Source organism: Falsiroseomonas sp. CW058, assembly GCF_050563535.1.
GTDB lineage: Bacteria > Pseudomonadota > Alphaproteobacteria > Acetobacterales > Acetobacteraceae > Falsiroseomonas.
Window position 1 is genome coordinate 36,586 of the sequence record NZ_JBNXUO010000025.1, and the last position, 26,627, is coordinate 63,212.

The window sequence follows — 26,627 nt, forward strand, 5'->3', positions numbered from 1 at the left end:
AAGGGCGACCTGCGGCCCGCGCAGCGGGCCGAGCGCCCGAACGGGCGCCGCCGCCAGTGTGGCGAGCCAAGCGGCCGGAGGCCGCGCCCGGCGCTTGAGGTCACACAACAAGCCTCCGCCGTTGTCGAAGGCAACGGCGGAGGCGGATGGGAATCGAACCCACCATCCGGGGTGAGCGGATCAGCGGTTTTGAAGACCGTGGGGGCCACCAGGCCGCCTGTCGCCTCCGTGGCATCAACCTCGTTGCGCGGGCGTGGTTCCCCCGGCCAGGTGCCGGCGGTCGCCCTTGCGGCGCGTGAAGCGCTCGGCATCCAGCCGTTCCAGCAGCGGGATCGCGTAGCGGCGCGAGATGCCGAGCAGCCGTCCGCATTCCCCGGCGGCGAAGCCGTCCGGCCGCGCGGCGAAATGCACGCGGATGGCGCGGCGCGCCAGGTCGAGCGCGTCGCGGTGGAAGACGACCTCGCGCTTCTGCACCGCATCGGGCGCGCGCACCAGCACCCCGGCGCGCAGCAGGTGGTGCAGCGCCGCGGCGCGCCGCCGGCAGCGCCCGACCACAGCCTCCGCATCCGGCGGGGCGAGCAGCCCGGCACGGAAGGCGCCTTCCACTTCCGCCAGCACCGCGCGGTCCGCATCCGACAGCAGCGCAGCCGCGTCGAGGCCGCGCCGGCGCAGCCGGCCGCCCTCCAGCAGCAGGGCGCGGGCGGCGACCAGCCGCGCCGCCAGCCCCTCCAGCGGCGCGCCCGGCGGCAGGGCGTGGCGCAGCGCGCCGAGATCCGGGCCGGCGCCGGTCGGGTCGCTCCGCTGCGCCGCCTCAACCGCCTCCAGCAGGGCGCCTTCCGCCGCCGCGGCCGCATCCCGGTGCAGGACGAGGCCGCCGGCGAGCCGCACGCCCTCCTCCAGCGCCACCGCCGATCCCGCGAGCCGCGCCAGCACAGCGGCCGGCAGCCCAACCATCCCGGCGTCACGCAGCCGCAGCGCCGCCGCGCCCGGCGCATCGGCGCCCGCCATGGCGGAGAGCAGCGGCGCATCCCGCATGCGACGCCGCGGCGGGTCCGGGTCCAGCACGACGCCGCCGCCCACGGTGCGCGCGGGCGATGGCAGGCGCAGCACGAAAGGCTCGCGCACCGGCGTCGCGACCGGCGCATCGAGCCGCAGCTGCGCCACCGCCGTCTCGCCCGGGGCGACCGCGTCGCGGTCGAGCAGGTGCAGCCGCGCGCCGACCTCCGCCGTGCCCAGCAGCAGGCGCAGCGCCTCGCCGCGCTGCAGCGGCCGCGGGACCGAGGCCAGCAGCGCCACCCGCACGTCGAGCCGCGTCGCGGCCGCGAGCAGCCCCGGCGTGGCGAGCGCATCGCCCGCCGCGACCGCCCCCCGCTCCGTCCCGCGCAGCGCCACCGCGACGCGGCGGCCGGCGCCCGCCGCCTCCACCGCCCGGCCGTGGATCTGCAGGCCGCGGATGCGGGCGGGGCGGCGCCCGGGCAGGATCTCCACCTCCTCCCCGATGCGGAGCACGCCGCGGCGCAGCGCGCCGGTCACCACCGTGCCCGCGCCGGGATGGCTGAAGGCACGGTCGAGCGGCATCCAGGCGCCCTCGCTTGCCGGCCCGGACGGCCCGGCCAGGCCGCCGAGCAGCCCGGCCAGCTCGGCCAGCCCCTGCCCCGTCAGGGCCGAGGTCACCACCACCGGCCAGTCCCCGAGGCCGAGCCGGCGGGCCAACGCGCGCGCCTCCTCCGCCGCGCGGGCCGCGCTCTCCGGTGCCGCGCGGTCGGACCGCGTCACCGCGACGACGCCACGGCGGATGCCGAGGATCGCCGCGATCTCCGCATGCTCCACCGTCTGGGCGCGCACGCCCTCCGCCGCATCCACCGCCAGCAGCGCGCCGCCCATCGCCGTCGCGCCCGCCACCATCGCGCGCACGAATCGCTCATGCCCCGGCACGTCCACGAGGTCGAGCTCCGCGCCGCAGGGCGCGAGGAGGCGCGCGAAGCCGAGCACGATGGAGATGCCGCGCGCGCGCTCCTCCGGCAGCCGGTCCGTCTCGGTGCCGGTCAGCGCGCGCACCAGCGCGGTCTTGCCGTGGTCCACATGGCCCAGCACGCCGACCAGCGCATGCCTCATGCGGCGACGGCTTCGCGCGGCGCGTCGAGGCGGCGCAGCGCGGGCGATGCGGGCGGATCGGCGGCGTCCATGCGCAGGGCTTGAGTCGACGGCGGCGCATGGGTTCCCGCAACCCGCCCGCGCGCGGCGAGTTGACGCGGCGCAACCAGGGCGGAAGGCCGCGCATGGCGGAGCACAAGGGCCTCGTCGGGACCGCGGCCGAGTGGATCGCGCAGGGGCTGGAGGCGGCGGGGCTGGCGGTGCTGGTGCTGGGCGCACTCGCGACGACGCTGATGTTCCTCCGCCGCGGCGTCGCGCAGCGGTCCTGGGGCGGCGCCTATGAGGGCTACCGCGCCGATCTGGGCCGCGCGATCCTGCTCGGGCTGGAACTGCTGGTGGCGGCGGACATCGCCGGCACGGTGGCGGCGCCGCTGGACCTGCGGAACATCGCGGCGCTCGCCGTCGTCGTGCTGATCCGCACCTTCCTCAGCTTCTCGCTCGAGGTGGAGATCAACGGGCGCTGGCCCTGGCAGGGCGGGGGACGTGATCCGGGACCGGCGCGGCGCGATCCACCGGGGTGATCCGCATCCCGGCCCTCCAGGCCATGAGCCAGGCGAGGCCAAGCGCCGCAAGCACGGCCGCGTCCAGCCAGGGCGGCGGCCTCGCCACCGGCGCATCCGGCCGCACCACCCACCAGAGATGCGCCAGATGGCTCGCCAGCAGCAGCACGCAGACCGCGCCCATGCGCCAGGGCCGGTGGCGCGGCGGGGCCGCGAGGACCAGGGCCAGCAGCAGCGCCGGCACCGCGACGCCGAGCTTGAGCCACCCCCAGCCGCCCTCCATGCGGCGGAGATACCAGCCTGCCTCCCCCGGCAGGTCCGCCATCCAGACCACGATGAACTGCGTGAACCACAGCCAGATCGCAGCGAGGCCGAGCGCGAGGAGAGCGCGCTCCAGCGCCTCGCCGGCGCCGGTCTCGCCATCCGGCATGTCCCCGCGCAGCAGCGCGACCAGGGCCGCGCCGGCCAGTGCCGCCGTCATGCCCTCCACCCAGGCCGCGATCCCCTGCAGGCTGCCCCACCAGGTGGGATCGCGCGAAAGCGACAGGTCCTGTGCCGCCAGCGTCACGCTGGGCACCAGCAGGGCGAGGACGAGGGCCGCGACCCGCTTGTCCACCGCACCGGGCCGCGTGGCCAGCCAGGCGAGCCCCGACCACAGCGCCAGGACCAGCACCATGCGCAGGCGGAACGGCCAGGGGGAAAGCCAGGCGTCGCGCGGCGCCGGCATTGGCGGCGGCGCCGGCCCCGCCCAGGGGTAGAGCACCTCGACCCCCGCCAGCACCGGCAAGGCCATCAGCGCGACCAGCGGCAGCGTGCGCGCCGCGGCCGTGAGCGGGGCGCGCACCGGGTCCAGCCAGTCCTCCCGCAGCAGATGGCCGATGGACAGCGCGCCCAGCGCGCCGACCGACAGCCCGGCGAGGAGGAGGAAGGCGGTCAGCCAGGCCTCCAGCAGCGCCGGCGGGCCGAAGGCGGCGGCGGCCAGGGCGGCGATGCCCGTGCCCAGCGCGGCGGCCCTCATGGCAGGCCCTGCTCGACGAAGCGGGCGATGGCCCAGCGGTCGCGCGGTGCGATGCGGTCCTCGAAGGGATGGGCGCCGGCCAAGTTGGTGGCGATGGCGGCCATGCTGCGCGAGGCCTCGGCGCGCGCGATGGGCGGCGGGCGGGGGAAGCCGCGCGCCACCACCGCCCCGTCGCCGGCGCCGCGCGCGCCATGGCAGGGGGTGCAGGAGATGGCGTAGCGTTCCGCCCCCCGCGCCAGCAGCGCCGCATCCACCGCGGGGCCGGGCGGGGCCAGCGCGGCGCGGCGCGCGCCCTCCCCCCGTGCGACGCTGCCTGCGGGCGGCGGTGCCGGCGGAGGCGGCGGCGTGCTGGCAGGCCAGCCGTCGCATGCAGCCAGCAGCAGCAGCAGAACGGGGGCGCCGCGCCTCATGCCGCCGGCACCTCCGCCACGCGCAGCGGGCCGAGGCCCTGGAGGAAGCGCGTCGCGGCCTCCGCGCCGAAGCGCGGGTCCTCGGCCAGGATCAGCAGGAAGAAGCGGTTCTCGCTGGCCCGGCCGAAGCCGGGCGCGGCGAAGACCGGATGCGACAGCCGCGGCAGCCCGTTCAGCGCCAGCATGCCGAGCAGCGAGGCCGCCGCCGCCCAGAGGATGGCGACGATGACCGTCGCCGGCAGGAAGGCCGGCCAGGCGTGCAGCGGCCGCCCGCCGACATTGATCGGGTAGGCATGCACCGTCAGCCACCACTGCGCGGCATAGGCGGCCGCCGCACCCAGCAGCCCCGCGCCGATGGCGATCCAGGCCACGCGGCTGCCGCGCGCGCCCAGCAGCGCGGCGGCCTCGGCCAGAGGATAGGGCGAGAAGGCGTCCATGCGCCGCCATCCGGCGGCCCGTGCCGCGCGGAGCGCCGCGACCAGCGCCTCGTCGCTGGCGAATTCCGCCATCACGCCATGGATCATGCGCCCGCTCATGGCACCTCGGCCCCGCTTTCCTCGTGCCGCGTCTCGAAGACGGAGACCACCGGCAGGAAGCGCGCGAAGAGCAGCAGGAGGAAGGCAAAGAGCCCGGCGGTGCCGAGCAGCAGCGTCCATTCCGGGCCGCTCGGCGCATAGGCCGGGCCGATGCGCGGCAGGTGGTCGTGCAGCAGCCCGCCGGCGACGAGGGAGAAGCGGTCGAGCCACACGCCCGCCGCGGCGCCGAGACCGATGCCCACCAGCACCGGCGCCAGCCGGCGCAGCCGCGCGATCCAGAGGAGTTGCGGCAGCAGGACCGTCAGCGCCACGGCACCCCACCAGAGCGCCCCGTAGGGGCCGAGGATGCGGGCGGCGACCGCCTGGCGCGTCGCATCCTCCTCCAGCAAGGCGGCGGCCAGCATGTCGCCGTGGAGCCAGAGGCAGGCCAGCGCGGATGCCGCCATCAGCCGCGCCAGCAGGTCCACGTCGCCGTCGTCGATCATCCGCCCCAGCCCCAGCGTCCGCCGCAGCACGACGGCGAGCGCCAGCACCACGCCGAGCCCGGCGGGCAGGCCCGTGAGCACGACATGCAGCGGCGTCCGGCCCTGGTGCCATCCCGGCACCAGCGTGGTCGCGAATTCCAGCGCGACGATCGTCTGCGCCGAGACCAGCATCGGCAGCACCAGCGCCGCCACCAGCCGGTAGGCCGCCTGGTGCCGCGCCCAGTGCGCGACGGAGCCGCGCCAGCCGAGCGCGAGGACGCCGTAGATGCGCGCCGCCAGCATCCGCCCGCGCGCGGCCGCGCGGTCGCGCATGGTGGCAAGGTCGGGGATCAGCCCGGTGTACCAGAACAGCCCGGTCACCACGACATGCGACATGATGCCCCAGAAGTCCCACACCAGCGTGGAGCGGAACTGCGGCCAGACCTCGTGCGTCGCGGGATAGGGCAGCACCCAGTGGAACAGCCAGGGCCGGCCGAGATGCAGGATGGGATAGAGCCCGGCGGCGACCACGGCGGCCAGCGCCGCGGCCTCCGCGAAGCGGTTCACCGCGGTCCGCAGCCCATGGCGGCGCAGCACCAGGATCGCGGCGAACAGGCTCGCGGCATTGGCGATGCCGATCCACCAGACGTAGTTGATCAGGTCGAAGCCCCAGACGAAGGGGATGTTGGTGCCCCAGAGCCCCGTGCCCGCCAGCAGCAGCGCCGCCACCGCCTGGCCGAGCATCGCCACGCCGAGCCCGGCGCCGGCCAGCGCGAAGGCGAAGCCCCAGCCGAATTCGCGCTGCAGCGGGACGGCGACGGCCGGATTGGGCTCCGGTGCCTGCTGCGGCGGCGGATCGCGCGGCGCGGGCGGGGCCTCGGGCACGCGGGGGCCCAGCTTCGCGGCGGCGAAGGCAAGGGCGAAGCCGGCTGCCGCCGCGGCGGCGATGCGCAGCGGCGGCAGCCTCACGCCCCGTCCTCCGCCCGCCGCACGCGCGCCAGGTAGGTGGTGCGCGGCCGCGTGCCGAGTTCGCCGAGCAGGGCGTAGTTCCGGCCGTCGCGCTTGGCGCGGGCCACCGCGCTGTCGGGATCGTTGATGTCGCCGAAGGTGATCGCGCGCGTCGGGCAGGCGCGCTGGCAGGCGGTCTCGACCTCGCCGTCGCGGATCGGGCGTCCCTCCAGGTCCGCCTGGACGCGCGCGGCGGCAATGCGGTGCTGGCAGTAGGTGCATTTCTCGATCACGCCGCGCGGGCGGGGCGGGACCTCGGCATCCGGCACCGGGGTCGCGCCCGGCCGGCGCGCATAGTCGAACCAGTTGAAGCGCCGGACCTTGTACGGGCAGTTGTTGGAGCAGGTGCGCGTGCCGATGCAGCGCGGGTAGACCATCAGGTTCAGCCCCTCATGGTCGTGCACCGTGGCGTTGACGGGGCAGACCACCTCGCAGGGCGCCTTCTCGCAGTGCATGCAGGGCACCGGCTGGAAGCTGCCGCGGCCGTCGGGCGCGGCGTGGAGGTCCACGCGCAGCCAGTGCATCTCCCGCCCGCGCGCCATCTCCGCGCGCCCGACGACCGGCGTGTTGTTCTCCGCCTGGCAGGCGATGGAGCAGGCGTTGCAGCCGATGCAGGAATCGAGGTCCACCGCCATGCCCCAGGCGCGGCCGGGATAGTCCCAGGCGGGGTAGAGCGAGGGGAGCGGCGGCAGCGGCGGAATCGCCTCGCCGGGCGCGACGACCCGTGCGGGCGGCGGGTCGCGCGCATCGTCCGGGTGGCGCCAGCCGGCACGCACCATCGCCACGCCCGTCCCGCCCAGCGGCGCCAGTTCCAGCCCCGGCGCGGCCCAGGGCGCATCGGCGGGGCGCAGGCGGTAGGCGTCGAAGCCGATGCCGGCTTCCACGTCGCCCGCCACGCGCCGCCCGCCGCCGAGCGGCAGCGTCACCACGCCCGCCGCCTGGCCGGGCAGCACGATCACCGGCGCACGCAGCGAACGGCCCCGCAGCGACAGCGCCACCTCCGTCCCGTCCCGCAGCCCGAGGCGCGCGGCATCGGCGGGCGAGACGAGCGCGGCATTGCCCCAGGCCTGCTTGGTGACCGGCCGCGGCAGTTCCTGCAGCCAGGCATTGGGCGCGAAGCGCCCGTCCCAGAGATGCGGGTCGGGCACGAACTGCGCCACCAGCCCAGTGGGCAGCCCAGTGGGCAGCCCCGGGGGCAGCCCCGGGGGCGCTTCGGCCGCCGGGCCGGGATCGAAGCCGGCGCGCAGGCGCGGCGCGCGCGGCGCGGGCGCGCTGCCGCGGACCACGCCCGCTTCCAGCGCGGCGGCCCAGGCCGCGTCGTCCAGCGCCGGCCAGGTCGCGCGCACGGCTCCCTCCGCGCCATCGGGCAGCCCGGCGAGGGTGGCGAGGATCTCCTCGGCCGAGCGCGCGGCCTCGACATGGGGGGTGCAGGCCGGCTGGCGGATGGCGGCGGTGCCGTCCGGCGCGCGTGCATCGCCCCAGGACTCCAGCGGGTGCCGAAGGGGCAGGTGCCAGGTGCAGGCCAGCGCCGTCTCGTCCAGGTAGGGCCCGGCATGGACCGAGACCGGCACGCGCCCGAGCAGCGAGGCGAAGGGGATGTCCGCCGGTGCGTCGAAGGCCGGATTCGCATCGAGGATCAGCAGCTGCTGCACCAGGCCCGCCGCCATGTCCTCGGCAAGGGCACGCAGGGAGGCGCCGAGATCCTCGGGCCGCGCCATCGCCGGCGGCATGTACCGGACGGTGACGCCCGGCGCGCCCAGCGCCGCGTTGATGGCGTGCGCCAGGGCCTGCACGGCGGCCGGCTGCTCGCGGCCCGCCGTCACCAGCGCCGCCGGGCCGGCGCGGCGCAGCGCGGCGGCGACCGGGGCGGCCTCCGGGTGCGGGGCGGCCGCGGCGATGCCGAGCTCCGCCGCGACGCCCCGCGCCAGCGCCTCGATCCCCGCCGGCGCCAGGGCGAGGCGGCGGTCCGCCACCGCCCCGCTCAGGCCCGGCGTGGATTCCGCCACGAGCAGCACCGGCGGCCGCCCGGCGGCGCGTCCTTCCGCCCTCGCCCGCGCCCAGCCGCGCGCCTGGGCCAGTTGCGCCGGCCCGGGGTCGAGCAGCCCGCCGCCGAGGCAGAGGATGCAGGCGGCACGCGCGGGGTCGGGCAGCACGGACACCGGCTCCCCGAAGGCGAGCATCGCGCCGGCCAGCGCCGCGTCCTCCGCCAGCGGGGACCACTGGTGCCAGCGCGCGCCCGGATTCGCCGCCTCCACCGCGGCCAGGAGCCGCGCCGTGGTGGGGGAGGTCACCGGGCCGGTCAGGATGCGCAGCCCCTCCCCGCGCAACGCCCCGACCACGGCCTCGGGCGAGGTCGCGGCGGGGCCGCGCAGGGTGCGGCCGCCGCGCCGGACCTCGCGCGACCGCGCGGGGTCGTGCAGCGACAGCACCGCCGCTTCCAGGAAGGGGTCGGTGGCGCCGAGGCTGCCGGGGTGGTCCGGGTTGCCCTCGATCTTCACCGGATGGCCCGCGCGGGTGCGGACCAGCACGCCGCGCCCGACGCCGTCCAGGTCCAGCACCGTGGCATAGGTCGCGTCCTCGGTGGCGACGCCGCGCGGGCGGGAATGCAGCGGCGCGCCCCACTCCTCCGGCTTGCAGCCCGCGGCGGCCAGGGCGAGGGAAGCGCCGGCCGCGCGCAGCACCTCCCGCCGGAGCGGCTGCCCGCCGGGCGAGGTGTCGAGGTCCGCGAAGCGCGGCGTCCGTGGCTCCGGGGTCAACGGCGCCTCCCTCCGGCGGGGCGCCGCAACCGGCGTCGCGGCGGGCACGTTGCCGTGCCGGTCCCGCGATGGAGGGCAAGCTGCGCCGGTTCCGCCTCCTTCCCCTCCTGCTGCTCGCAGCCTGCGAGGAGGCGCCGCCGCCGCCGCATCTGCGTGTCGCCGGCGGCGACCCCGAGCGCGGGCGCGTGGTGATCCGCGAGCATGGCTGCGGGTCCTGCCACCGGATCCCGGGCGTCGTCGGCGCGGTGTCCTGGGTCGGGCCGCCGCTGACCGAATGGGCGCGGCGCGGCTATGTCGCCGGGCGACTGCCCAACGCGCCCGAGAACCTGGTGGCCTGGCTGCGCGACCCGCAGGCGATCTCGCCCGGCTCCGCCATGCCCGATCTCGGCCTGACGGCGGCGGAGGCGCGGGACGCGGCCGCCTATCTCTACACGCTCGGCGCCGCGCGGGCGCAGCCGGTGCCGGCAGGCCTGCCGCTCGGCCCCGACGAGGCAGGCATCCGCCCGCAGCCGCGGCTGCTGAACCGTCAGGGCGACTGAGTCACCGATCCGGCGGTTCCGCCGCCGCGGACCAGGCGCTATCCGCATGGCGGCACCACCAGCGCCGGGATGCCCTGGAATGACACCGCCAGCGCGGCCAGCGCGGCGGTGGCGAAGGCGAACCAGCGCGTGAAGCGCGGCTCCGCCTCCCCGCCCTCGTCGAGCGGAGGGTCGAGCCGGGCGAGCGCGGCGCGCATCACCCAGGCCAGCGCCGCGAGCGCGACGAGCGTGAGCACCGTGACGGCCACCGGCACGAAAGGCAGGCCGAGCAGCCTGGTGCCCGCCAGCCCCCGCGCGCAGGCCACCGCGTTCGTGGCGTAGACCAGGCCGAAATGCGCGGCCCAGACCGCGAGCCCGAGCACGCTCGCCAGGATCCCGAGGACCGGCCGCCCGGCCCTGCCCGCCATGCCGCTCATGCCAGCAGCCTCGGGAACAGGTGCAGCAGGGCGAGGCCGGCGATGCCCTGGCCGGCGGTGTAGAGGGCGAAGAGCATCGCATTGTCCATGGTGAGCCGCCGTTCCCGGCCAAGCAGGCCGGCGAAGGACCGCGCCAGCGTGTAGAGGAGCATCAGCGCCACGACCGCCACATGCATCGCCTGCCAGGCGAAGATGGCGAAGGAGGCGGCGCCATACGCATGTTCCCCGGGGCGGATGCCGGCGGACCAGAGCGCCCAGCCATCCGCAGCCGCGCCAACGGCGAAGGCGCCCGCCGAGGCGAGCAGGGCGCCACGCAGTGGCCAGCGCCAGCCGCGGCCGAGCAGCCGCGCCGCCGCCCAGGCGAGGAACCCGCCGCCGGCGTAGAGGCCGGATGCCACCAGCCCGAAGCCGCCCGCGGGAATGCCCATGCCGGGCGGCGGCCACATGGCGTCGCCATTGACCAGCCAGAGGAACAGCCAGCTTCCCAGCAGGCAGGCGAAGGCGGTGCCCATCACCAGCATGAGCGTGACCATCGCCCACCAGGAATGGCTCACCGGCCCCGTCGCGAAGGTGGGCAGGCGGATGCCGTCGCCGATGTCCACGGCCCGCGGCTGGAGCGGCCCGAAATCCGTGCCGTGCCACAGCCACCAGAGCACGCCGCCGAGGCCGAGCAGGAAGCACAGGGCGGCCTCGATCAGGAACTCCCCGGTCAGCGCGAAGAAGAAGCCGCAGGTGCCGACCGCCGCGACCACATGGCCCCAGCCCGGCCGGGGCAGCACCGCGACATATTGCGGCACCGCCTCGGCCGGGGAGGTCACCAGCGCCTCGCGCCGGCCGGTGGCGGACATGGGCAGGTAGTGCGCGCCCTCATCCACCTGCCGCGCCAGGCCCGGGTCGGCCCAGAGCGGGTAGCGGTCCCGGATGCGAGGGATGGAGCGCGGGCCGTAGTTGTCGTTGTTCAGCCATTCGGTGGTGCCCGCGCCCCAGTAGTTGCGGGGCTGGCCCTCCGGCGCGCTCGGCCGGAAATGCAGCACGACGTCCACCAGCAGCACCAGCGCGCCGAGCGCGAAGACCGCCGCGCCGATCGAGGAGAGCAGGTTCCAGAGCTCGAGCCCCATGCCGGCGGGATAGGTGTAGATGCGCCGCGGCATCCCCATCAGCCCGCTGACATGCATCGGGAAGAAGGTCAGGTTGGTGCCGAGGAAGAGCAGCCAGAAGGCGAGCCTGCCCAGCCGGTCCGACAGCGCGGCGCCGACCGCCGGCGCCCAGTAGTACAGCGCGCCGAGCAGCGGGAAGACCATGCCGCCGATCAGCACGTAGTGCAGGTGCGCCACGATGAAGTAGGTGTCGTGCGCCTGCCAGTCGAACGGCGTGACGGAGACCATCACGCCCGTCAGCCCGCCGAGGACGAAGATGAACAGGAAGCCGAGCATGAACAGCGTCGGCACCTCCCACTTCACCCGCCCGCCGCTCGCGAAGGTGGCGATCCAGGCGAAGACCTGCAGGCCGGAGGGGACGGAGACGGCGAAGCCCGCCGCGGCGAAGAAGGAAAGCGAAAGCGCCGGGATGCCCGTGGCGTACATGTGGTGCACCCAGAGCCCGAAGGAGATGATGGCGGTGCCCACCAGCGCCATCACCACAAGCCCGTGCGCCTGCAGCCGCGCACCCGCCATGGTCGGCACGATCATGGACACCATGGCCGCCGCCGGCAGGAAGATGACATAGACTTCCGGATGGCCGAAGAACCAGAACAGGTGCTGCCACAGCAGCGGGTCGCCGCCCCGCTCGGGCAGGAAGAAGGGCCAGCCGAAGGCGCGTTCCAGTTCCAGCAGCGTGGACGCGATGATGACGGCGGGGAAGGCGAAGACCACCATGCCCGCGAAGACCAGCATGCCCCAGGCGTAGACCGGCATCCGCCCCAGCGTCATGCCTGGCGCGCGGCAGCGCAGGATGCCGACGATCAGCTCGATCGCGCCGGCGATGGCCGAGATCTCGATGAAGCCGATGCCCAGCAGGTACATGTCGGTGTTGATGCCGGGCGAGTAATGCTTGCTGGTCAGCGGCGGATACATGAACCACCCGCCGTCGGGCGCCGCGCCGAAGAATATGGAGCCGTAGAAGAACAGCCCGCCCATCAGGTAGATCAGGTAGGCATAGGCGCCGAGGCGCGGGAAGGGCAGCTCCCGCGTCCCCAGCATGGCGGGCAGCAGCGTGATCGCCACCGCCTCCACCGCCGGCACGGCGAACAGGAACATCATCACCGTGCCATGGGTGGTGAAGACCTGGTTGTAGATCGCGGGGTCGACGATCTGCATGCCGGGGAAGGCGAGCTGCGCGCGGATGATCAGCCCGAGCACGCCCGCGAGCAGGAAGAACAGCAGCGCCGTGCCGACGAAGAGCGGGCCGATCAGGTTGTTGTTGTATTCGGTCAGGATCCCGATGCCGCGCGGCATGCGCCACGCGGCGCGCAGCCGCTCCAGCTCCTCCGGCGGACGCGGGACGGGATTGGGCGTGCGCGCCGCCGCGGCATCGGGCGCGGCGCCATCCATCACCGCAACCCCTCGAGCCAGGTGGCGAGCGCCAGCAGCTCCCCGCCGTCGAGCGCGCGGCCATAGGCGGGCATCGAATTGCCGCGCTTGATGTCCTGCGCGCCCGCGATCCAGCCGGCCAGCGTGCCGCGGTGGTTGTCCAGCACGCCGGCCGCGAGCGACAGGCGCGAGCCGATGCGCGACAGGTCGGGGCCCAGCCGCGCCTGCCATTCCGTGCCGCGCACCGCATGGCAGGCGCCGCAGCCGGCCTCGCCGAAGACGCGCATGCCCCGCGCCGCCACCTCGCCCTCGGGCGGCGGCACCGGCTCGCGCTGGCGCGCGACCCAGGCCTCGAACTCCTCCGGCTCCTGCACCACCGCCCAGAAGGCCATCAGGCTGTGCTGAAGGCCGCAGAACTCCGTGCATTGGCCGCGCAGCACGCCGGTGCGCTCCGCCGTGAACCGCTGCCGGTTCACCCGGCCCGGGATCATGTCCATCTTCCCATGCAGGTTCGGGATCCAGAGCGAATGGATCACGTCCGCCGAGGAGAGGTGCAGCTCCACCTCCCGCCCGCGCGGGAGGCGGATCTCGTTGGCGGTCACCGCGCCCTCGCCGAGGTCCGGGTAGCGCACCTCCCACCAGTATTGCCGCCCGATCACCTCGATCCGCAGCGGCGCGTCGCCCCGCGGGGTCACGAGCGCGCGGGAGGTGCCGAGGGAGTAGAGGAGCAGCGCCGCCAGCGTGACGGCCGGGAAGACGATGCCGCCCCCGATGACGAAGCGGCGGGAGCCCAGGAGGCCCCGCATCCATCCCGGCGCGACCAGGGCCGCGGCCAGCAGCGCCATCACCAGGCCGAAGATGGCGGTGCCGCCGACGAACAGGACCCAGGTGAGATGCGCGATGCGCTCCGCCTCGCTGCCATAGGGATCAAGCGGCGTCTGCACGCCGGAGCAGCCGGCCAGCAGCAGGGGGGGAACCAGCGGCAGGGGGGGGAGGAGACGCCTCAAGGACGGAGCGCCCCCACCTCGCCGCGCAGTGCCCGGGCCAGGGCGGGCAGCGCGACGAGGGCGAAGGCGAGCCCGCCGGGCACCCACATCAGCAGCCCGCCGAGTTGCTGATCCTCCAGCGCCGTCAGCCCCCAGGGCAGGGAGGAGAGGGCATGCGGCGCAAACAGCGGCCGGGGCGCGAAGGTGAGCAGCGCCCCGAGCGCGCCCATCTGCGCCGCGGTCGCGATCCCTGCCATCAGCACCGCCTCGGGCCGCGCCGCGGCCCCGAGCAGCAGGCCGCGCCAGAGCCAGGTGGCGGCGGCCACCAGGCTGGCCTGCATCGACCAGTAGGCAAGCTCGGAACGGAAGGTCAGCGCGTAGGGGGCAGGCAGGTGCCAGGCCCAGAGCGTCGCTGCGAAGATGCCGGCCGCGATCGCCAGCCGGCCGACGCCGAAACCCCGCCGGAGCGGCAGCGCCACCGCCAGCAGCGGCGCCGCGATCGCCAGGATCACCACATGCTGCGCGACGCGCGCGGAGAAGAGCGCGACCGAGAGGTTGCACAGGGGAGAGAGCAGCAGCCCCGCCAGCACCCCCCAGCCGAGGAGGAGGGAGCGCCGGTCGCCCCCGCGCCCGGCCGCGCGCCAGCCCAGCAGCAGGCCTGCCAGCAGCGCCCCCCCGAGCCAGGGGTCGAGGTTCCAGGCCACATCCCCGGGCAGGGGCGGGACGCCGCAATATGGCGTGTCAGCGACGGACCGCGGCATCCGTTCCCCTCCTGCACCGGCGGGGGAACGCGGCAGCGCCGTGAAGGTGCCCGCCCCTCATCGATGGCATGTCGAGCAGCGCGTGAGCGGCGGGATCTCCACGCCGAAATGCTCCACCCGCTGCGCCGCCACCGCCCGGGCCGAGGCTCCCGGTCCCATCGCATCGGCCACCGCGCCCGGAAGGGCGACGATGCCGGCCTCCGGCGGCAGCCGCGCCCGCGGGTCGCGGTGGCAGTCCAGGCACCAGCCCATGGACATGGGATGGACCTTCACCGTGCGCGGCATGGCCTGCACCTCCCCGTGGCAGGTCCCGCAACCCAGGCCGGCGGCGACATGCGCACCGTGGTGGAAGCGCACATGCTCCGGCAGGCGGTGGACGGAACTCCAGACGACGGGCGCCCCGAGGGCGAGCGCGCTTTCCAGGGGCGCGAACTGGGCGGTGACGTTCCAGACCGCCCGATGACAGCCGAGGCAGGTCTCCGCCGTCGGCATCCCCGCCGCGGCGGCGCGCTCGACCCCCGCATGGCAGTAGCGGCAGTCGAGGCCGAGTTGCCCGACATGGACCTGGTGGCTGTACGGGATGGGTTGCGGCGCCGCCTCCCCCACCCCCCAGGCGCGGTCGGAGCGGACGAAGGCGAAGGCCGCCGCGGCGGTCGCCAAAGCCCCGAGGGCGCCAAGCACGGCTGCCATCCTGAGCCGGCGGTCAGCCCGGGGAGAGAAGAGTTGCGGCATGGCCTCGGGCTTGGCGATATCGGCCGGCAACGCTCCGGGTGGCACCGGGGTTCTCGCCGCCCCTCCTCGTGCGCGAGGACATCCGCCCCGCGGTGGGTGACGCTCCGCTCATGGCGGCAGCCGCCTGGCGGGGCGTCGGATCGAGCCGGGGACGCGGGAGGGAAACAGCGGGCGCTGTCGTCACCTTTCGCACCCTGCCCGTCCGGCGGTTGCTGGAGCCGCGCATCGAACGGGCCATGGACGTGCGTGCAAACCGGGTTGCCGGCCGCGCCTGTGCCGGAACCGGAAGATGGCCCCGGGCGCCCGAGGGAATGGTTCGGCTACATGGCCTCCGCGTAGGCGAGCGGGCCCATGCCGCCCGGCACCCCGGGCTTCCGGCCGATCATGCGGCACTCCCCGTCGCTGCCTGGGGCACGCCCGAGGATCGCCGCACGACGAGTTCGATGGGGAGCTCCGTGCGGCGCGGCCCGTCCGCGCCGTCCAGGCGCTCGAGGATCCGCTCCGCCGCCGCCGCGCCGATCCGCGCCGTCGGGATGTGCACGGTGGTCAGCGCCGGCGACAGGTGCGCCGCCATCTCGAGGTTGTCGATCCCGACGACCGAGAGTTCGCCCGGAACCGAGATCCCGCGCGCCTGTGCCTCCACGAGGCACCCGACGGCGAGCTGGTCTATGCCGCAGACGATCGCCGTCGGCGGTTCGCCGAGGGCGAGCAGGGCCGAGCAGCCGGCACGCCCCCCGGCAAGGGTGAAGTCCTGCTCGCTGACCCGCCACTCCGGAAGGTCGAGGCCCTGGGCGGCCAGCGCCTCCCGCACGCCGTCGAGGCGCGCGCGCTGGCGGTCGTTGAATCGGGTCGCGCCACAGACCACCCCGAGCCGCGTGTGGCCGAGCCCGAGCAGGTGTTCGGCGGCCAGGCGCCCGGCGGCTCGGCTGTCCACGGTCACGCCGTCGAAGCGCGGGTCGCCGCACCAGGTCAGCACCACCGGCACGCCGGCGCCCTCCAGCAGCGTCCAGGCCTCCGCCGGGCGCTGCGCCCCGACGAGGATGAGGCCGTCCACGCCGCGCGCGAGCAGGCCGCGGATCACGGAGGTCTCCGTCTCCGGGTGGTAATCCGAGGATGCGACGAGGAGGTGGCGCCCGGCTTCGGCAAGCCGTGCCTGCATGGCCTGGAGGCAGCGGGAGAAGATGGCGTTGTCGAGGGTGGGCACCACGGCGGCAACGCCGGCATCGCCAGCGGCCCGTGCGCCCGCGCCGGGCCAGGCGCCGCCGAGTTCGGCGACGGCAGCCCGGACGCGGCTGCGCGTCCCCGGGCTGACGATGCCGGGCTGCGAAAGCGTGCGGGAGGCGGTGGCGAGCGACACGCCGGCAGCCGCGGCGATGTCGGCAAGCCGGGGACGGTTGCGGCGGGACATGCGGCCATCCTCCCACTGACTGAAAAATCTTTCAAGACCGTAAACGTGTCTTACTCGCACTTCTCCTTTGACACGCCCCTTGCTCCGTGAAAGCATTCTGAAAATATTTCTCGCGAGGGATCGTCCTTTGCAGAGCCGAGCAATGTCAACCCGCGGCTTCGGTCCGCTGCGTCCGCCGCGCAGCGTCCTCGTCGGCCTGGCGACGGTTGCCGGCGCCCTCGCCCTCTGGTGGCTCGCGACCAGCGGCCTGCGCCTCCTGAACCCGCTCCGCCTGCCGGCCCCGCACGAGGTATGGGCCGCGCTGGCGCAGATCAGCACCGGACAGGGCTATGGCGGCGCGACGCTCTGGCAGCACGCGGTGCAGAGCCTCTGGCTGGTCGCGAAGGGCTTTGCCGTCGCCGTCCTCACCGGCGTGCCGCTCGGCCTGCTGATGGGTTGGAGCCGCCGGGCCGAGGCGCTGATCAACCCGATCTTCCTGCTGCTGCGCCCGATCCCGGCGCTGGCCTGGATCCCGCTTGCGATCGTTTGGTTCGGGCTCGGCGACGCGGGCAAGGTCTTCGTCATCTGGCTGACCGCCTTCGTTCCATCCGTCATCAATGCCTTCACCGGGGTGCGCGGCGTGGATCCGGTGCTGATCGCCGCCGCCCGCACACAGGGGGCGTCGACGCCGCAGGTGCTCCGCCACGTGGTGATCCCGGGCGCCATGCCGCTGATCTTCACGGGGCTGCGCCTGTCGCTCCAGGCAAGCTGGACGACGCTGGTCGCCGCTGAACTGGTGGGCGCCTTCTTCGGCCTCGGCCGCGTGCTGAACGTAGCGGGCCAGGACATCTTCCCGGGCATGATCCTGGTCGGCATGGCCGCCGTCGCGGCCTGCGGCGCCGCGACGACCTGGCTGCTCGGGCGCGTCGAGCGTCGCGTGCTGAACTGGCGCCCGGCGGTCTGAGGGAGAAGCGGCGATGGCCAAGCGGCGCGACCGCAACTTCCTGGGCCCGATGGGCACCTCGCTCGGCCTGGGCGAGTTCTGGGCGCTGACGATCGTCGGCTTCGCCCTGTTCTTCGCAGCCTGGTCGGGCGTGGCAGCCTCGGGCTGGCTGCCGTCGAACCTGCTCCCCTCGCCGGCCACGGTATGGGAGACGCTGGTTCGGCTCTGGCACCAGCCCTTCGCGGGGCACGTCTATGCCGAACACCTGACAGCCTCGATCGGGCGCTTCCTCATGGGCTGGGCGATCGCGGTCGGCATCGGCATCCCGCTCGGGCTGCTGATGGGCTGGTACCGGCTGCTCGATGAGATCGTGACGCCGCTCTTCGATGCGATCCGCTTCGTCGCGCCGCTCGCCTGGGTGCCGCTGGCCGCGCTCTGGTTCGGCACCGGGATAGGCGGGCCGCTGCTCATCATCTTCGTCGGCGCCTTCGCCCCTTGTGTGATCAGCGCCTACCGCGGCGCCCGGCTGGTCGAGCCGCGCTTCGTCGAGGCGGCACAGACGCTGGGCGCCTCCTCGCGCCAGGTGATGGCGCATGTGCTGATCCCGGGCGCGCTGCCCTCCATCATCGCCGGGCTGCGCGTCTCGGCTGGTCTCGGCTGGCAGTCGCTCGTTGGGTCCGAGCTGATCGTGGTCGGCGCGGGCCTCGGCTACCTCATGGTGCAGGGTCAGGGCAACCTCGCCACCTCCGTCGTCATCGCGGGGATGATCGGCATCGGGGTGGTCGGCTTCGCCATCGACGTGGCGCTGCGCGCGGTCGAATCGGCGTTCAAGCGCAGGTGGGGACAGTCATGAGCGAGATCGTCTTCGAGGGCGTCACCCGGCGCTTCCCGCTCCCGAAGGGCGGCGAATTCCTGGCCATCGACCGCATCGACCTGCGGATCGAGGAGAAGGAGTTCGTCGCGATCGTCGGTCCCTCGGGCTGCGGCAAGACGACGCTGATGCGCATGGCCGCCGGTCTCGACTTCCCGACCGACGGCCGCGTGCTGGTGGGCGGCAGGGAGGTCGAGGGACCGGGCCCGGAGCGCGCCGTGGTCTTCCAGCAATTCGCGCTGCTGCCCTGGAAGACGGTGCGCGAGAACATGGGCTTCGGCCTGATGTGCAGGGGAACGCCGAAGGCCGAAGCAGAAGCCGCCATCGCACGCTACATCGAGCTCATGGGCCTTTCCGGCCACGAGGACAGCTTCCCCCACCAGCTCTCGGGCGGCATGCAGCAGCGCGTCGCCATCGCGCGCGCCTATGTCATGAATCCCGCCGCCCTGCTGATGGACGAGCCGTTCGGCGCGCTGGACGCGCAGACGCGCATCGTGATGCAGGAGGAGCTGGTGCGGCTCGCGCGGCGGAACCCGCGGACCGTCATCTTCATCACCCATGCGGTGGACGAGGCGATCTACCTCGCCGACCGCGTCGTGGTCATGGGCCGCAAGCCCGGCCGCATCATCGAGACGATCGACATCAGGCCGCTCCGCGCCAGGGGCGCGTGGGAGGAGATGCCGATCGAGGAGGTGATGGACACGCCCGCCTTCACGCACATGCGCAGCCGCATCTGGAAGCTGCTCAAGGCCCGCGAGCAGGAGAAGCCGGCGCAGCCCGCCCCGGCGCCGGTCCGCGCACTGGCCGAGTGACGGACAAGAGAGGAGAGACAGGCATGTACCGCAGGACCCTTCTCGCAGCGGCGGGCACCATCCTCGCCGCGCCCGCGCTGGTGCGGGCACAGGGGTTGACCCGGCTGAACATCTCGATGCAGCCGGCTCTCTACTCGATGTTCCCGCTGCACCTGGCCACCGAGCAGGGCTGGTGGCGCCAGATGGGCATCGAGCCGAACTTCTCCTCCTTCCCGGCCGGCCCGCCGCAGATCGCTGCCGCGGCCGCCGGAACCTGGGACGTGGGCGTCACCGGCTCGGCGCCGGGCGTGCTGGGCGCGGCGCGCTTCAACATCCGCACCATCGCGATCTCGAACGACGAGAGCGCCACCAACACGCTGATGGTGCGCCGCGCCGAGGTCGAGGCGCTGCGCGCCAATCCGGCCAGCCTGCGCGGCCAGCGCATCCTGATCACGGTCAACACCACCGTGGACTACGTGCTGCAGAACTGCCTGCAGCGCTGGGGGCTCGGCCGCGCCGACGTGCAGGTGGTGAACCTGAACCAGGCGCAGATCCTCTCGGCCTTCTCGACCGGAGAGGGACGCGTGGCGGGCCTCTGGGCTCCGAACATCTACACGGCGGAGGAGCGCATGAACGCCGTGCCCTTCTGCTCGGGCAGCGATGCGGGCGCAATCGTGCCATCGAACGTCATCGCGCGCGATGAATTCCTGCGCACGAACCCGGACATGGTGGCGCGGTACCTCGCCGTCTTCCTTCGCGGCATCGCCTGGACCAAGGCGAACCGCGACGCCGCGGTGCAGTCCATGAACCGCTTCTATCAGGCGGGCGGCGTCACGGTGAGCGAGGGAGCGCTGCGCGCCGAGATCGAGCGGCGGCCGACCTTCACCCTCGAGGAGCAGATGCGCCTGATGGACCGCGCCTCCGGCCCGTCGCAGGCGGATCGCTGGTACGAGGGCCTGTCCACCTTCCTCGCCCAGGTCGGCACGGTGCAGAACCCCCCGCCGCCCTCGGCCTACCTGACCGACGACGTGCTGAAGCGCATCGCCGCCGACCCGCGGCTGCGCGCCTTCGCGCTGAACCAGCCGGCTGCGTGAGAGCGACGGGCGGGACGCCCCGGCGGCGCCTTCGCCGGCCTGGTGGTCTTCGGCCCCGGCCGGGTGGCCGGTCCTGGCACGCCGGCAGCGCCCGAGGCGCCGCCTGCCGGGCTGCTCCACCCCATCGTCAACGGCACCGCCGCGGTGCGGGACGGCCGCGCCACCGGCGCGCGGGCCGTCCGCGCGTTGCGGCGGGATGAGCGGGGCCGAGGCCCCGGAAGGAAAGCGGTCATGGCCATCGAATACCTCAAGCGCGCAGCGCGCACTGCCGAGGACACCACCGCCGAGGCCCGCCCGGTGGTCGAGGCGATGCTCGCCGCCATCGCCGCCGGCGGCGAGGCCGCGGTGCGCGAGTATGCGGCCAGGCTCGATGCCTGGACGGGCGGGATCGTCGTGCCGGCGGCAGAGGCGGACCGCCGCGCCGCCGAAGTCCCTGCCGCCCTCAGGCGCGATATCGACTTCGCCGTGGACCGCGTGCGCCGCTTCGCCGAGGCCCAGCGCGCCAGCACGCGCGATTTCGAGGTGGAGCTCTCGCCCGGCGTGGTGGCGGGCCAGCGGCTGGTGCCGGTGGCGGTCGCGGGTTGCTACGTGCCGGCCGGGCGCTACGCCCACATCGCCTCCGCCTACATGGGCGTCGCGACCGCCAAGGCCGCCGGAGTTCCCACCGTGATCGCCTGCTCCGGCCCGCGGGGGGGCGAGGGCATCCACCCGGCTGTGCTCTACGCGCTCCGCCGTGCCGGGGCGGACGCGATCCTGACGCTGGGCGGCGTGCAGGCGATTGCGGCGCTCGCCCACGGGCTGTTCACCGGCAAGCCGGCCGACATCGTGGTGGGACCCGGGAACAAGTTCGTGGCGGAGGCCAAGCGCCAGCTCTACGGCAAGGTCGGGATCGACGTCTTCGCCGGCCCGTCAGAGGTCGCGGTCATCGCGGATGCCACCGCCGACCCCGAGGTGGTCGCGGTGGATCTCGTCGCACAGATGGAACACGGGCATGAGAGCCCGGGCTGGCTGGTCACCACCGAGCGCGCGCTGGCCGAGGCCGTGATGCGCCGCGTCCCCGAGCTGGTGGCCGCCCTTCCGCCCACCGCCCGCGACGCGGCCGGCGCCGCCTGGCGCGACTTCGGGGAGGTGGTGCTGTGCTCGACGCGGGAGGAGGCGGTGGAGGTCTCCGACGGCTATTGCTGCGAGCACCTGCAGGTGCAGGCCGCCGATCCCGCCTGGTGGCTCGCGAACCTCCGCAACTACGGCTCGCTCTTCCTGGGCGAGGAGACGACGGTGGCCTTTGGCGACAAGGCGACGGGGCCGAACCACATCCTGCCGACCAAGGCCGCCGGCCGCTATTCGGCAGGGCTCTCGGTCCACAAGTTCCTCAAGCCGCTCTCCTGGCAGCGCATCACGCGCGAGGGCTCCCGCGAGGTCGCGCTCGCCACCGCACGGATCAGCCGGGCGGAGGGGATGGAGGCGCATGCACGCTCCGCCGACATCCGCCTCGCCCGCTACTTCCCGGGCCAGGCGTTCGACCTTGGCGAACCGGTGACGCGGTGATGCCGGACGATCCCGGTCCACCGCGGCTCGCCCTCGACCTCAGCGCGCCGCCGCCGGTCCCGGAAGCGGGGATCGCGGCGGCCGTGGGGGTGCTGCGGTCGGGCTGGACGCACCGCTACGGCGAAACGCTGGGCGATGCCTCGGAAGCCGCGCTGCTCGAGGCGGAGTTCGCCGCGCAGCTCGGCACGCGCTACTGCGTCGCGGTGAATTCCTGCGGCAGCGCGATGTTCCTGGCGCTGCTCTGCACGGGTGTCCGGCCCGGCGACAGGGTGCTGATGAACGCCTTCACCCTGGCCCCCGTGCCCGGCGCGATCGCGCATGCCGGGGCGGAGCACGTGCTGGTGGAGGTCACGCCGGACCTCGTCATCGACCTAGACGACCTCGAGCGGAAGGCCCGCGCGAGCGGCGCGCGTCACCTGCTGCTGTCGCACATGCGCGGGCACATCGCCGACATGAACCGGCTCATGGCGCTCTGCGACGGGCTTGGCGTGACCGTCATCGAGGATTGCGCGCACACCATGGGCGCGGGCTGGGCGGGCCGCCCGACGGGCACCTTCGGCAAGGCCGGCTGCTTCTCCCTGCAGGCCTACAAGCACGTCAACGGCGGCGAGGGCGGGCTGATCGCGACCGACGACGAGGACGTCGCGGCACGCGCCGTCCTCCATTCCGGCAGCTACATGCTCTACCGCCAGCATCGCGCGCGCCCCGCGGACGAGGTCTTCGCCCGCTGGAAGGACGTGACGCCGAACTACTCCATGCGCATGTCGAACCTCGTCGCCGCCGTGGCGCGCCCGCAGCTCGCGCTGCTGGCCGAGCGCGCGCGGATCTGGAACGACCGCCATGGCCGCCTCGCCGCCTCGCTCGGCGCGGTCCCGGGCATCCGCCTGCCACGCCGCCCGCAGGAGGAGGAGTTCGTGCAGAGCTCCATCCAGTTCGCGGTCGCCGGGCTGGAGGAGACGGCCTTCGCCCGCTTCCTCGCAGGCTGCCGTGCGCGCGGTGTCTACCTGAAGTGGTTCGGCGCGCGCCAGGCCGAGGGCTACACCAGCGTTTCCGGCCAGTGGCGCTACCTTGCCGATCCTCACACGCCGCCGGCGACGGAGGCGGTGCTGGAGCGTCTCTGCGACATGCGCATCCCGCTGACGCTGACCGAGGCGGATTGCGCGACGATCGCGTTCATCGTGGCGGCGGAGCTCGCCCTGGCCAGGAAAGATTGAGATGTTCGACCTGCTGATTCGTGGTGGCGCGGTCCTGGACGGCAGCGGCGGGCCTGCCTACCGGGGCGACGTGGCGGTGCGCGACGGCCGCATCGCGGCGATCGTCTCCGACCTGCCGGACGGTGCGGCGCGGGACGTGCTGGAGGCCGACGGGCTGGCCGTGGCGCCCGGCTTCATCGACATCCACACCCATTCGGACTTCGTGCTGCTGGTGGACGGCCGCGCCAACAGCCAGGTGCACCAGGGCGTCACCCTGGAGGTCATCGGGCAGTGCGGATTCTCCTGTGCGCCCTTCACCGGCGCGATGTCGCCGCGCCAGCTCATCGGCTTCCACGACGCCGGCGTGGACGTCGACTGGCGCAGCTTCGGCGAGTATCTCGACCGGCTCGACCGCGCCGGGCTCGGCGTCAACGTCGCGGCGATGGTCGGCCATGGCGCGCTCCGGCAGGCCATCAAGTGCGACGCCATCGACCCGACCACGCCCGACGAGCTGCGCGCCATGCAGCGCCTGGCGGAGGAGGCGTTCGACGCGGGCGCCTTCGGCCTCACCACCGGCCTCGAATACTTCCCCGGCAACGTGGCGCCGCTGGAGGAGGTGGTCGGCCTCTGCGAGGTCTGCGCGCGGCGCGGCGGGCTCTACGCCACCCATGTGCGCAACCGCGACGTGCACTACGACCTCGGCTTCACGGAAGCGGTGGCGACGGCCCGGGCCGCCGGCGCCCGGCTGCAGATCTCCCACATCCAGCCGAAACACGGTGCGCCCCCGCACGCGATGGCGCACACGCTGGAATTGCTGGACCGCGCGAAGCGCGAGGGCGTGGACGTCGCCTTCGACGTGATCCCGCATGACTGGAACCACACCTCCGTCGTCTCCTCCCTGCCGGCCTGGGCCCGGGACGGCGGGCCGGCGCGGGTGCTCGAGAGGCTGCGCGATCCGGCGCTGCGCGAGGCCATGAAGCACAACCCGCGGCCGATGTGGCGGCTGGTCGCCGAACGACAGTGGGACCGCATCGCCCTGCTGCGTTCGAACGCCAATCCCGGTCTGGTCGGCATGACCTTCCGCGAGATCGGGCTGCGGCGGAACGCCGACCCCATGGACGCCGTCCTCGACCTCCTGGCCGAGGAAGGCGACGGGCTCGGCAGCCTCATGTGGACCTCCTCCGGCTTCGACGATGCCGATATCCGGCTCTGCCTGCAGCAGGCGGAGTGCGCGGTGATGTCGGACACCAAGGCGCTCAATCGCGACGGCCCGCTGGCCGACACCATCGGCTCGCTCTCGGGCTACGGGTGGGTGGCGCGGCTGCTGGGCCACTACGTGCGCGAGGCTGCCGTGCTGACCCTGCCCGAGGCGATCCGGCGCATCACCTCGCTGCCGGCCGAGCGGCTCGGCCTCGGGGATCGCGGCCGGATCAGGCCCGGGGCGGCCGCCGACATCGTCGTCTTCGACCCCGCCGCGGTGCGCGACACCAGCGACGTCCATGACCCGCGCCGGCACCCGGAAGGCTTCCGGCACGTGGTGCTCGGCGGGGTTCCCACGCTGCGGGACGGCCGCCGCACCGACGCCAATCCCGGCCGCGTCATCCGCCGTGCCGGCTGACCCACGAAGGAAACAGGTCATGGACAGAATCGCAATCGGGCGCCGCGCCGCGCTGGCCTTGCCGGCGCTTGCCGCCCTGCCCGCCCGCGCCCAGGGGACGACGCTGACGATCGGCGTCGGCGCGCCGGTCACCTCCATCGACCCGCATTTCTTCAATGCCTCCTTCAACAGCGCCGTCGCGTCCCACATCTTCGACCGCCTGACGGAGCGCACCCCGGATGCGCGGCTGGTCCCGGGGCTTGCGGAGAGCTGGCGCGCCGTGTCCGACACCGTTTGGGAGTTCCGGCTGCGGGACGGCGTGCGCTGGCACGACGGACGGCCGTTCACGGCCGACGACGTCGCCTTCACCATCGAGCGTGCGCCGCAGGTGCCGAACAGCCCGGGCGGCTTCGGCGTCTACCTGCGCGCGATCATGCGCACCGAGGTCGTGGATGCACGCACCATCCGCCTGCACACCGCGCGGCCGCACCCGATCATGCCGAGCGACCTCGCCTTCATCCCGATCATCGCGCGGCATGCCGCGTCCGGCGCCTCCACCGAGGATTTCAACAGCGGCCGGGCGGCGATCGGCACCGGTCCCTACCGCTTCGTCTCCTTCCGGGCCGGGGACCGCATCGAGCTGGCGCGGAACGACTCCTACTGGCGCGGCGCGGAGCCCTGGGCGCGCGTGTCGTACCGGATGATCGCCAACGACAGCGCCCGGCTCGCCGCCGTGCTCGCCGGCGATGTGGACGTGATCGACCAGGTGCCCTCGGCCGATCTGGAGCGGGTCCGCCGCGAGCGGCGCGTGGAACTGGCCGAGAAGCTGGGCGCACGGCTGATCTTCCTCGGTCCCGATTTCTCGCGGCGCGAGGCGCCCGTCTTCACCAGCGATCACGAAGGCCGCCCCCTCGCCGCCAACCCGCTGCTGGATGTGCGCGTGCGTCGCGCCCTCTCGCTGGCGATCGACCGCACGGCGCTGGCCGAGCGGGTGATGGAGGGGACGGCCCGTCCGGCAGGCCAGTGGCTGCCACCCGGCCCGCCGGGCCACGATCCGGCGGTGCCGCCGCCGCCGCATGAGCCCGAGACCGCCCGCCGCCTGCTGGCCGAGGCCGGGTTCCCGAACGGCTTCCGAATCACCCTGCACACGCCGAACGACCGCTATCCCAATGACGGCCGCACCGCCCAGGCCATCGCGCAGATGTGGACCCGCGTCGGCGTCAGGACCGAGGTGGGGCCCATGCCCTGGGCCACCTTCCCGGGCCGTGCGGCGCGGCAGGAATTCGCGATGCACCTGATCGGCTGGGGCTCCACCGCCGGCGATCCGATCGGCGCGCTGATGAACGTGGTCGGCACCTTCGACCGCGCCCGCTTCCTCGGCGCGGTCAACCATCACCGCTACTCCAACCCCGCCCTCGACGCGCTCGTGGAACGCGCGCTGGTGACGATGGACGACGCGGCGCGCGATGCCCTTCTGCGGGAGGCGGTGCGCATGGCGGCGGAGGATGTCGCGGTGATCCCGCTGTACAACCTCGTCAACATCTGGGCGACGCGGCGCGGCCTGCGCATCGCCCCGCGGCTCGACGAGCGGACGCTGGCGATGGACATCCGCCCGGCATGACCCGGCTGGCGCCCCTGTTCTCCCTCTCCGGCCGCGACGCGCTCGTCACCGGCGGGAATTCCGGACTGGGGCTTGCCATCGCCCGCGCGCTCGGCCTCGCGGGTGCCCGCGTCGTGCTCTGCGCGCGCCGGACGGCGGAACTCGACGAGGCCGTGCGGTCCTTGCGCGCCGAGGACATCGCGGCCGAGAGCGTGGCCGCCGACCTCGCCGCACCGGACGCGGCCGAGGGCGTGGCGGCGCGGCTCGGCGTGCTCGGCGCGTCGCCCGACATCCTGGTCAACGCCGCCGGCGTGAACCTGCGCCAACCCTTCGCGCAGGTCACCGCCGAGGCGTTCGACCTGCACATGGCGCTGCATCTCCGCGCGCCCTTCCTGCTTGTGCAGAAGCTCGCCCCCGCCATGGCGGCGCGCGGCTGGGGGCGGGTGATCAACATGGCGTCCCTGCAATCCTTCCGTGCCTTTCCCGACAGCGCACCCTATGGCGCCGGCAAGGGCGGCATCACGCAACTGACCCGCGCCATGGCCGAGGCCTGGTCGCGCCACGGCGTCACCTGCAACGCCATCGCACCGGGCTTCTTCCCGACGCCACTGACGGCGCCGGTCTTCGCCGACGCCGAGCGCGCGGCCCGCCTTGCGGCGCAGACCTGCATCGGCCGCAACGGCCGGCTCGAGGACCTGCACGGCGCCGCGGTCTTCCTCGCCTCCGACGCCGCCGCCTATGTCACCGGCCAGGTGCTGGCGGTGGATGGCGGCTTCCTGGCCAAGTGAGGTTCCGCGC

At 74.2% G+C, this 26,627-nt stretch carries 23 protein-coding genes and 1 tRNA gene; 11 read left to right on the top strand and 13 right to left on the bottom strand.

What is annotated here, in order from left to right:
• Nucleotides 1-137: 137 nt before the first annotated feature.
• Both ACK8OX_RS18390 and selB read right to left on the bottom strand, forming a co-directional pair.
• Nucleotides 138-228 (bottom strand) — tRNA-Sec (locus ACK8OX_RS18390).
• 6 nt (nt 229-234) lie between these two features.
• Entirely contained in the window at nt 235-2,115 is a 1,881-nt protein-coding gene (gene selB, locus ACK8OX_RS18395) for a selenocysteine-specific translation elongation factor (protein ID WP_430665690.1), read from the bottom strand.
• Between the two features lie 164 nt (nt 2,116-2,279).
• Between selB and ACK8OX_RS18400 the strand changes: the two genes are divergently transcribed.
• Entirely contained in the window at nt 2,280-2,675 is a 396-nt protein-coding gene (locus ACK8OX_RS18400) for a DUF1622 domain-containing protein (protein WP_430665691.1), read from the top strand.
• Here ACK8OX_RS18400 and ACK8OX_RS18405 read toward each other — a convergent pair.
• From ACK8OX_RS18405 to ACK8OX_RS18425, 5 genes are read right to left on the bottom strand one after another with little or no spacing between them, the layout of a single operon-like run.
• A complete protein-coding gene (locus ACK8OX_RS18405) occupies nt 2,605-3,672 on the bottom strand; it encodes a hypothetical protein (RefSeq protein ID WP_430665692.1) in 1,068 nt (355 codons plus the stop codon). The genes ACK8OX_RS18400 and ACK8OX_RS18405 overlap by 71 nt on opposite strands.
• Nucleotides 3,669-4,082, bottom strand: a complete 414-nt coding sequence (locus ACK8OX_RS18410) for a c-type cytochrome (protein ID WP_430665693.1) — start codon at nt 4,080-4,082, stop codon at nt 3,669-3,671. Before ACK8OX_RS18410 ends, ACK8OX_RS18405 begins: the two co-directional genes overlap by 4 nt.
• Nucleotides 4,079-4,606 carry a DUF3341 domain-containing protein gene (locus ACK8OX_RS18415; RefSeq protein ID WP_430665694.1) on the bottom strand — a complete coding sequence of 176 codons (528 nt, stop codon included), beginning with the start codon at nt 4,604-4,606 and terminating at the stop codon, nt 4,079-4,081. The genes ACK8OX_RS18410 and ACK8OX_RS18415 overlap by 4 nt, the downstream gene beginning before the upstream one ends.
• A gap of 8 nt (nt 4,607-4,614) precedes the next feature.
• Nucleotides 4,615-6,051, bottom strand: a complete 1,437-nt coding sequence (gene nrfD / locus ACK8OX_RS18420) for an NrfD/PsrC family molybdoenzyme membrane anchor subunit (protein ID WP_430665695.1) — start codon at nt 6,049-6,051, stop codon at nt 4,615-4,617.
• Nucleotides 6,048-8,846 carry a 4Fe-4S dicluster domain-containing protein gene (locus ACK8OX_RS18425; RefSeq protein WP_430665696.1) on the bottom strand — a complete coding sequence of 933 codons (2,799 nt, stop codon included), beginning with the start codon at nt 8,844-8,846 and terminating at the stop codon, nt 6,048-6,050. Before ACK8OX_RS18425 ends, nrfD begins: the two co-directional genes overlap by 4 nt.
• Nucleotides 8,847-8,914: 68 nt before the next feature.
• Between ACK8OX_RS18425 and ACK8OX_RS18430 the strand changes: the two genes are divergently transcribed.
• Nucleotides 8,915-9,385 (top strand): c-type cytochrome, encoded by a 471-nt coding sequence (locus ACK8OX_RS18430; protein WP_430665697.1) that lies wholly within the window; start codon nt 8,915-8,917, stop codon nt 9,383-9,385.
• Between the two features lie 38 nt (nt 9,386-9,423).
• On the opposite strand, the gene ACK8OX_RS18435 is transcribed toward ACK8OX_RS18430, so the two are convergent.
• The 6 genes from ACK8OX_RS18435 to ACK8OX_RS18460 all read right to left on the bottom strand — a co-directional run bounded on the left by ACK8OX_RS18435 (nt 9,424) and on the right by ACK8OX_RS18460 (nt 16,216).
• Complete coding sequence (locus ACK8OX_RS18435) at nt 9,424-9,801, bottom strand: hypothetical protein (protein ID WP_430665698.1); 378 nt, start codon at nt 9,799-9,801, stop codon at nt 9,424-9,426.
• Nucleotides 9,798-12,350 carry a cbb3-type cytochrome c oxidase subunit I gene (locus ACK8OX_RS18440; RefSeq protein ID WP_430665699.1) on the bottom strand — a complete coding sequence of 851 codons (2,553 nt, stop codon included), beginning with the start codon at nt 12,348-12,350 and terminating at the stop codon, nt 9,798-9,800. The genes ACK8OX_RS18435 and ACK8OX_RS18440 overlap by 4 nt, the downstream gene beginning before the upstream one ends.
• Nucleotides 12,350-13,336, bottom strand: a complete 987-nt coding sequence (gene coxB, locus ACK8OX_RS18445; protein ID WP_430665700.1) for a cytochrome c oxidase subunit II — start codon at nt 13,334-13,336, stop codon at nt 12,350-12,352. Before coxB ends, ACK8OX_RS18440 begins: the two co-directional genes overlap by 1 nt.
• The gene (locus tag ACK8OX_RS18450) at nt 13,333-14,076 is read right to left on the bottom strand and encodes a cytochrome c oxidase assembly protein (protein ID WP_430665701.1); all 744 of its coding nucleotides are present in this window, start codon (nt 14,074-14,076) and stop codon (nt 13,333-13,335) included. Before ACK8OX_RS18450 ends, coxB begins: the two co-directional genes overlap by 4 nt.
• A 57-nt stretch (nt 14,077-14,133) precedes the next feature.
• Entirely contained in the window at nt 14,134-14,757 is a 624-nt protein-coding gene (locus ACK8OX_RS18455; RefSeq protein ID WP_430665702.1) for a cytochrome c3 family protein, read from the bottom strand.
• A 433-nt stretch (nt 14,758-15,190) separates the two neighbouring features.
• The gene (locus ACK8OX_RS18460) at nt 15,191-16,216 is read right to left on the bottom strand and encodes a LacI family DNA-binding transcriptional regulator (protein WP_430665703.1); all 1,026 of its coding nucleotides are present in this window, start codon (nt 16,214-16,216) and stop codon (nt 15,191-15,193) included.
• Between the two features lie 142 nt (nt 16,217-16,358).
• On the opposite strand from ACK8OX_RS18460, the gene ACK8OX_RS18465 reads away from it, so the two are divergent.
• The 9 genes from ACK8OX_RS18465 to ACK8OX_RS18505 all read left to right on the top strand — a co-directional run bounded on the left by ACK8OX_RS18465 (nt 16,359) and on the right by ACK8OX_RS18505 (nt 26,617).
• On the top strand, nt 16,359-17,159 hold the full coding sequence (locus tag ACK8OX_RS18465) for an ABC transporter permease (RefSeq protein ID WP_430665704.1): 801 nt from the start codon (nt 16,359-16,361) through the stop codon (nt 17,157-17,159).
• Nucleotides 17,160-17,172: 13 nt separating this feature from the next.
• Nucleotides 17,173-17,991: an ABC transporter permease gene (locus ACK8OX_RS18470; RefSeq protein WP_430665705.1), complete on the top strand. Its 819-nt coding sequence runs from the start codon at nt 17,173-17,175 to the stop codon at nt 17,989-17,991.
• Nucleotides 17,988-18,821, top strand: coding sequence for an ABC transporter ATP-binding protein (locus ACK8OX_RS18475; RefSeq protein ID WP_430665706.1), 834 nt, complete (start codon nt 17,988-17,990; stop codon nt 18,819-18,821). The genes ACK8OX_RS18470 and ACK8OX_RS18475 overlap by 4 nt, the downstream gene beginning before the upstream one ends.
• Nucleotides 18,822-18,844: 23 nt before the next feature.
• Nucleotides 18,845-19,894 carry an ABC transporter substrate-binding protein gene (locus tag ACK8OX_RS18480; protein WP_430665707.1) on the top strand — a complete coding sequence of 350 codons (1,050 nt, stop codon included), beginning with the start codon at nt 18,845-18,847 and terminating at the stop codon, nt 19,892-19,894.
• Between the two features lie 231 nt (nt 19,895-20,125).
• Nucleotides 20,126-21,439, top strand: a complete 1,314-nt coding sequence (gene hisD / locus ACK8OX_RS18485; RefSeq protein WP_430665708.1) for a histidinol dehydrogenase — start codon at nt 20,126-20,128, stop codon at nt 21,437-21,439.
• Nucleotides 21,439-22,653 carry a DegT/DnrJ/EryC1/StrS family aminotransferase gene (locus ACK8OX_RS18490; RefSeq protein WP_430665709.1) on the top strand — a complete coding sequence of 405 codons (1,215 nt, stop codon included), beginning with the start codon at nt 21,439-21,441 and terminating at the stop codon, nt 22,651-22,653. Before hisD ends, ACK8OX_RS18490 begins: the two co-directional genes overlap by 1 nt.
• Nucleotide 22,654: 1 nt before the next feature.
• The gene (locus ACK8OX_RS18495) at nt 22,655-24,250 is read left to right on the top strand and encodes an N-acyl-D-amino-acid deacylase family protein (protein ID WP_430665710.1); all 1,596 of its coding nucleotides are present in this window, start codon (nt 22,655-22,657) and stop codon (nt 24,248-24,250) included.
• A 19-nt stretch (nt 24,251-24,269) separates the two neighbouring features.
• A complete protein-coding gene (locus ACK8OX_RS18500; RefSeq protein WP_430665711.1) occupies nt 24,270-25,850 on the top strand; it encodes an ABC transporter substrate-binding protein in 1,581 nt (526 codons plus the stop codon).
• A complete protein-coding gene (locus ACK8OX_RS18505; RefSeq protein ID WP_430665712.1) occupies nt 25,847-26,617 on the top strand; it encodes an SDR family NAD(P)-dependent oxidoreductase in 771 nt (256 codons plus the stop codon). The genes ACK8OX_RS18500 and ACK8OX_RS18505 overlap by 4 nt, the downstream gene beginning before the upstream one ends.
• Nucleotides 26,618-26,627 lie beyond the last annotated feature (10 nt).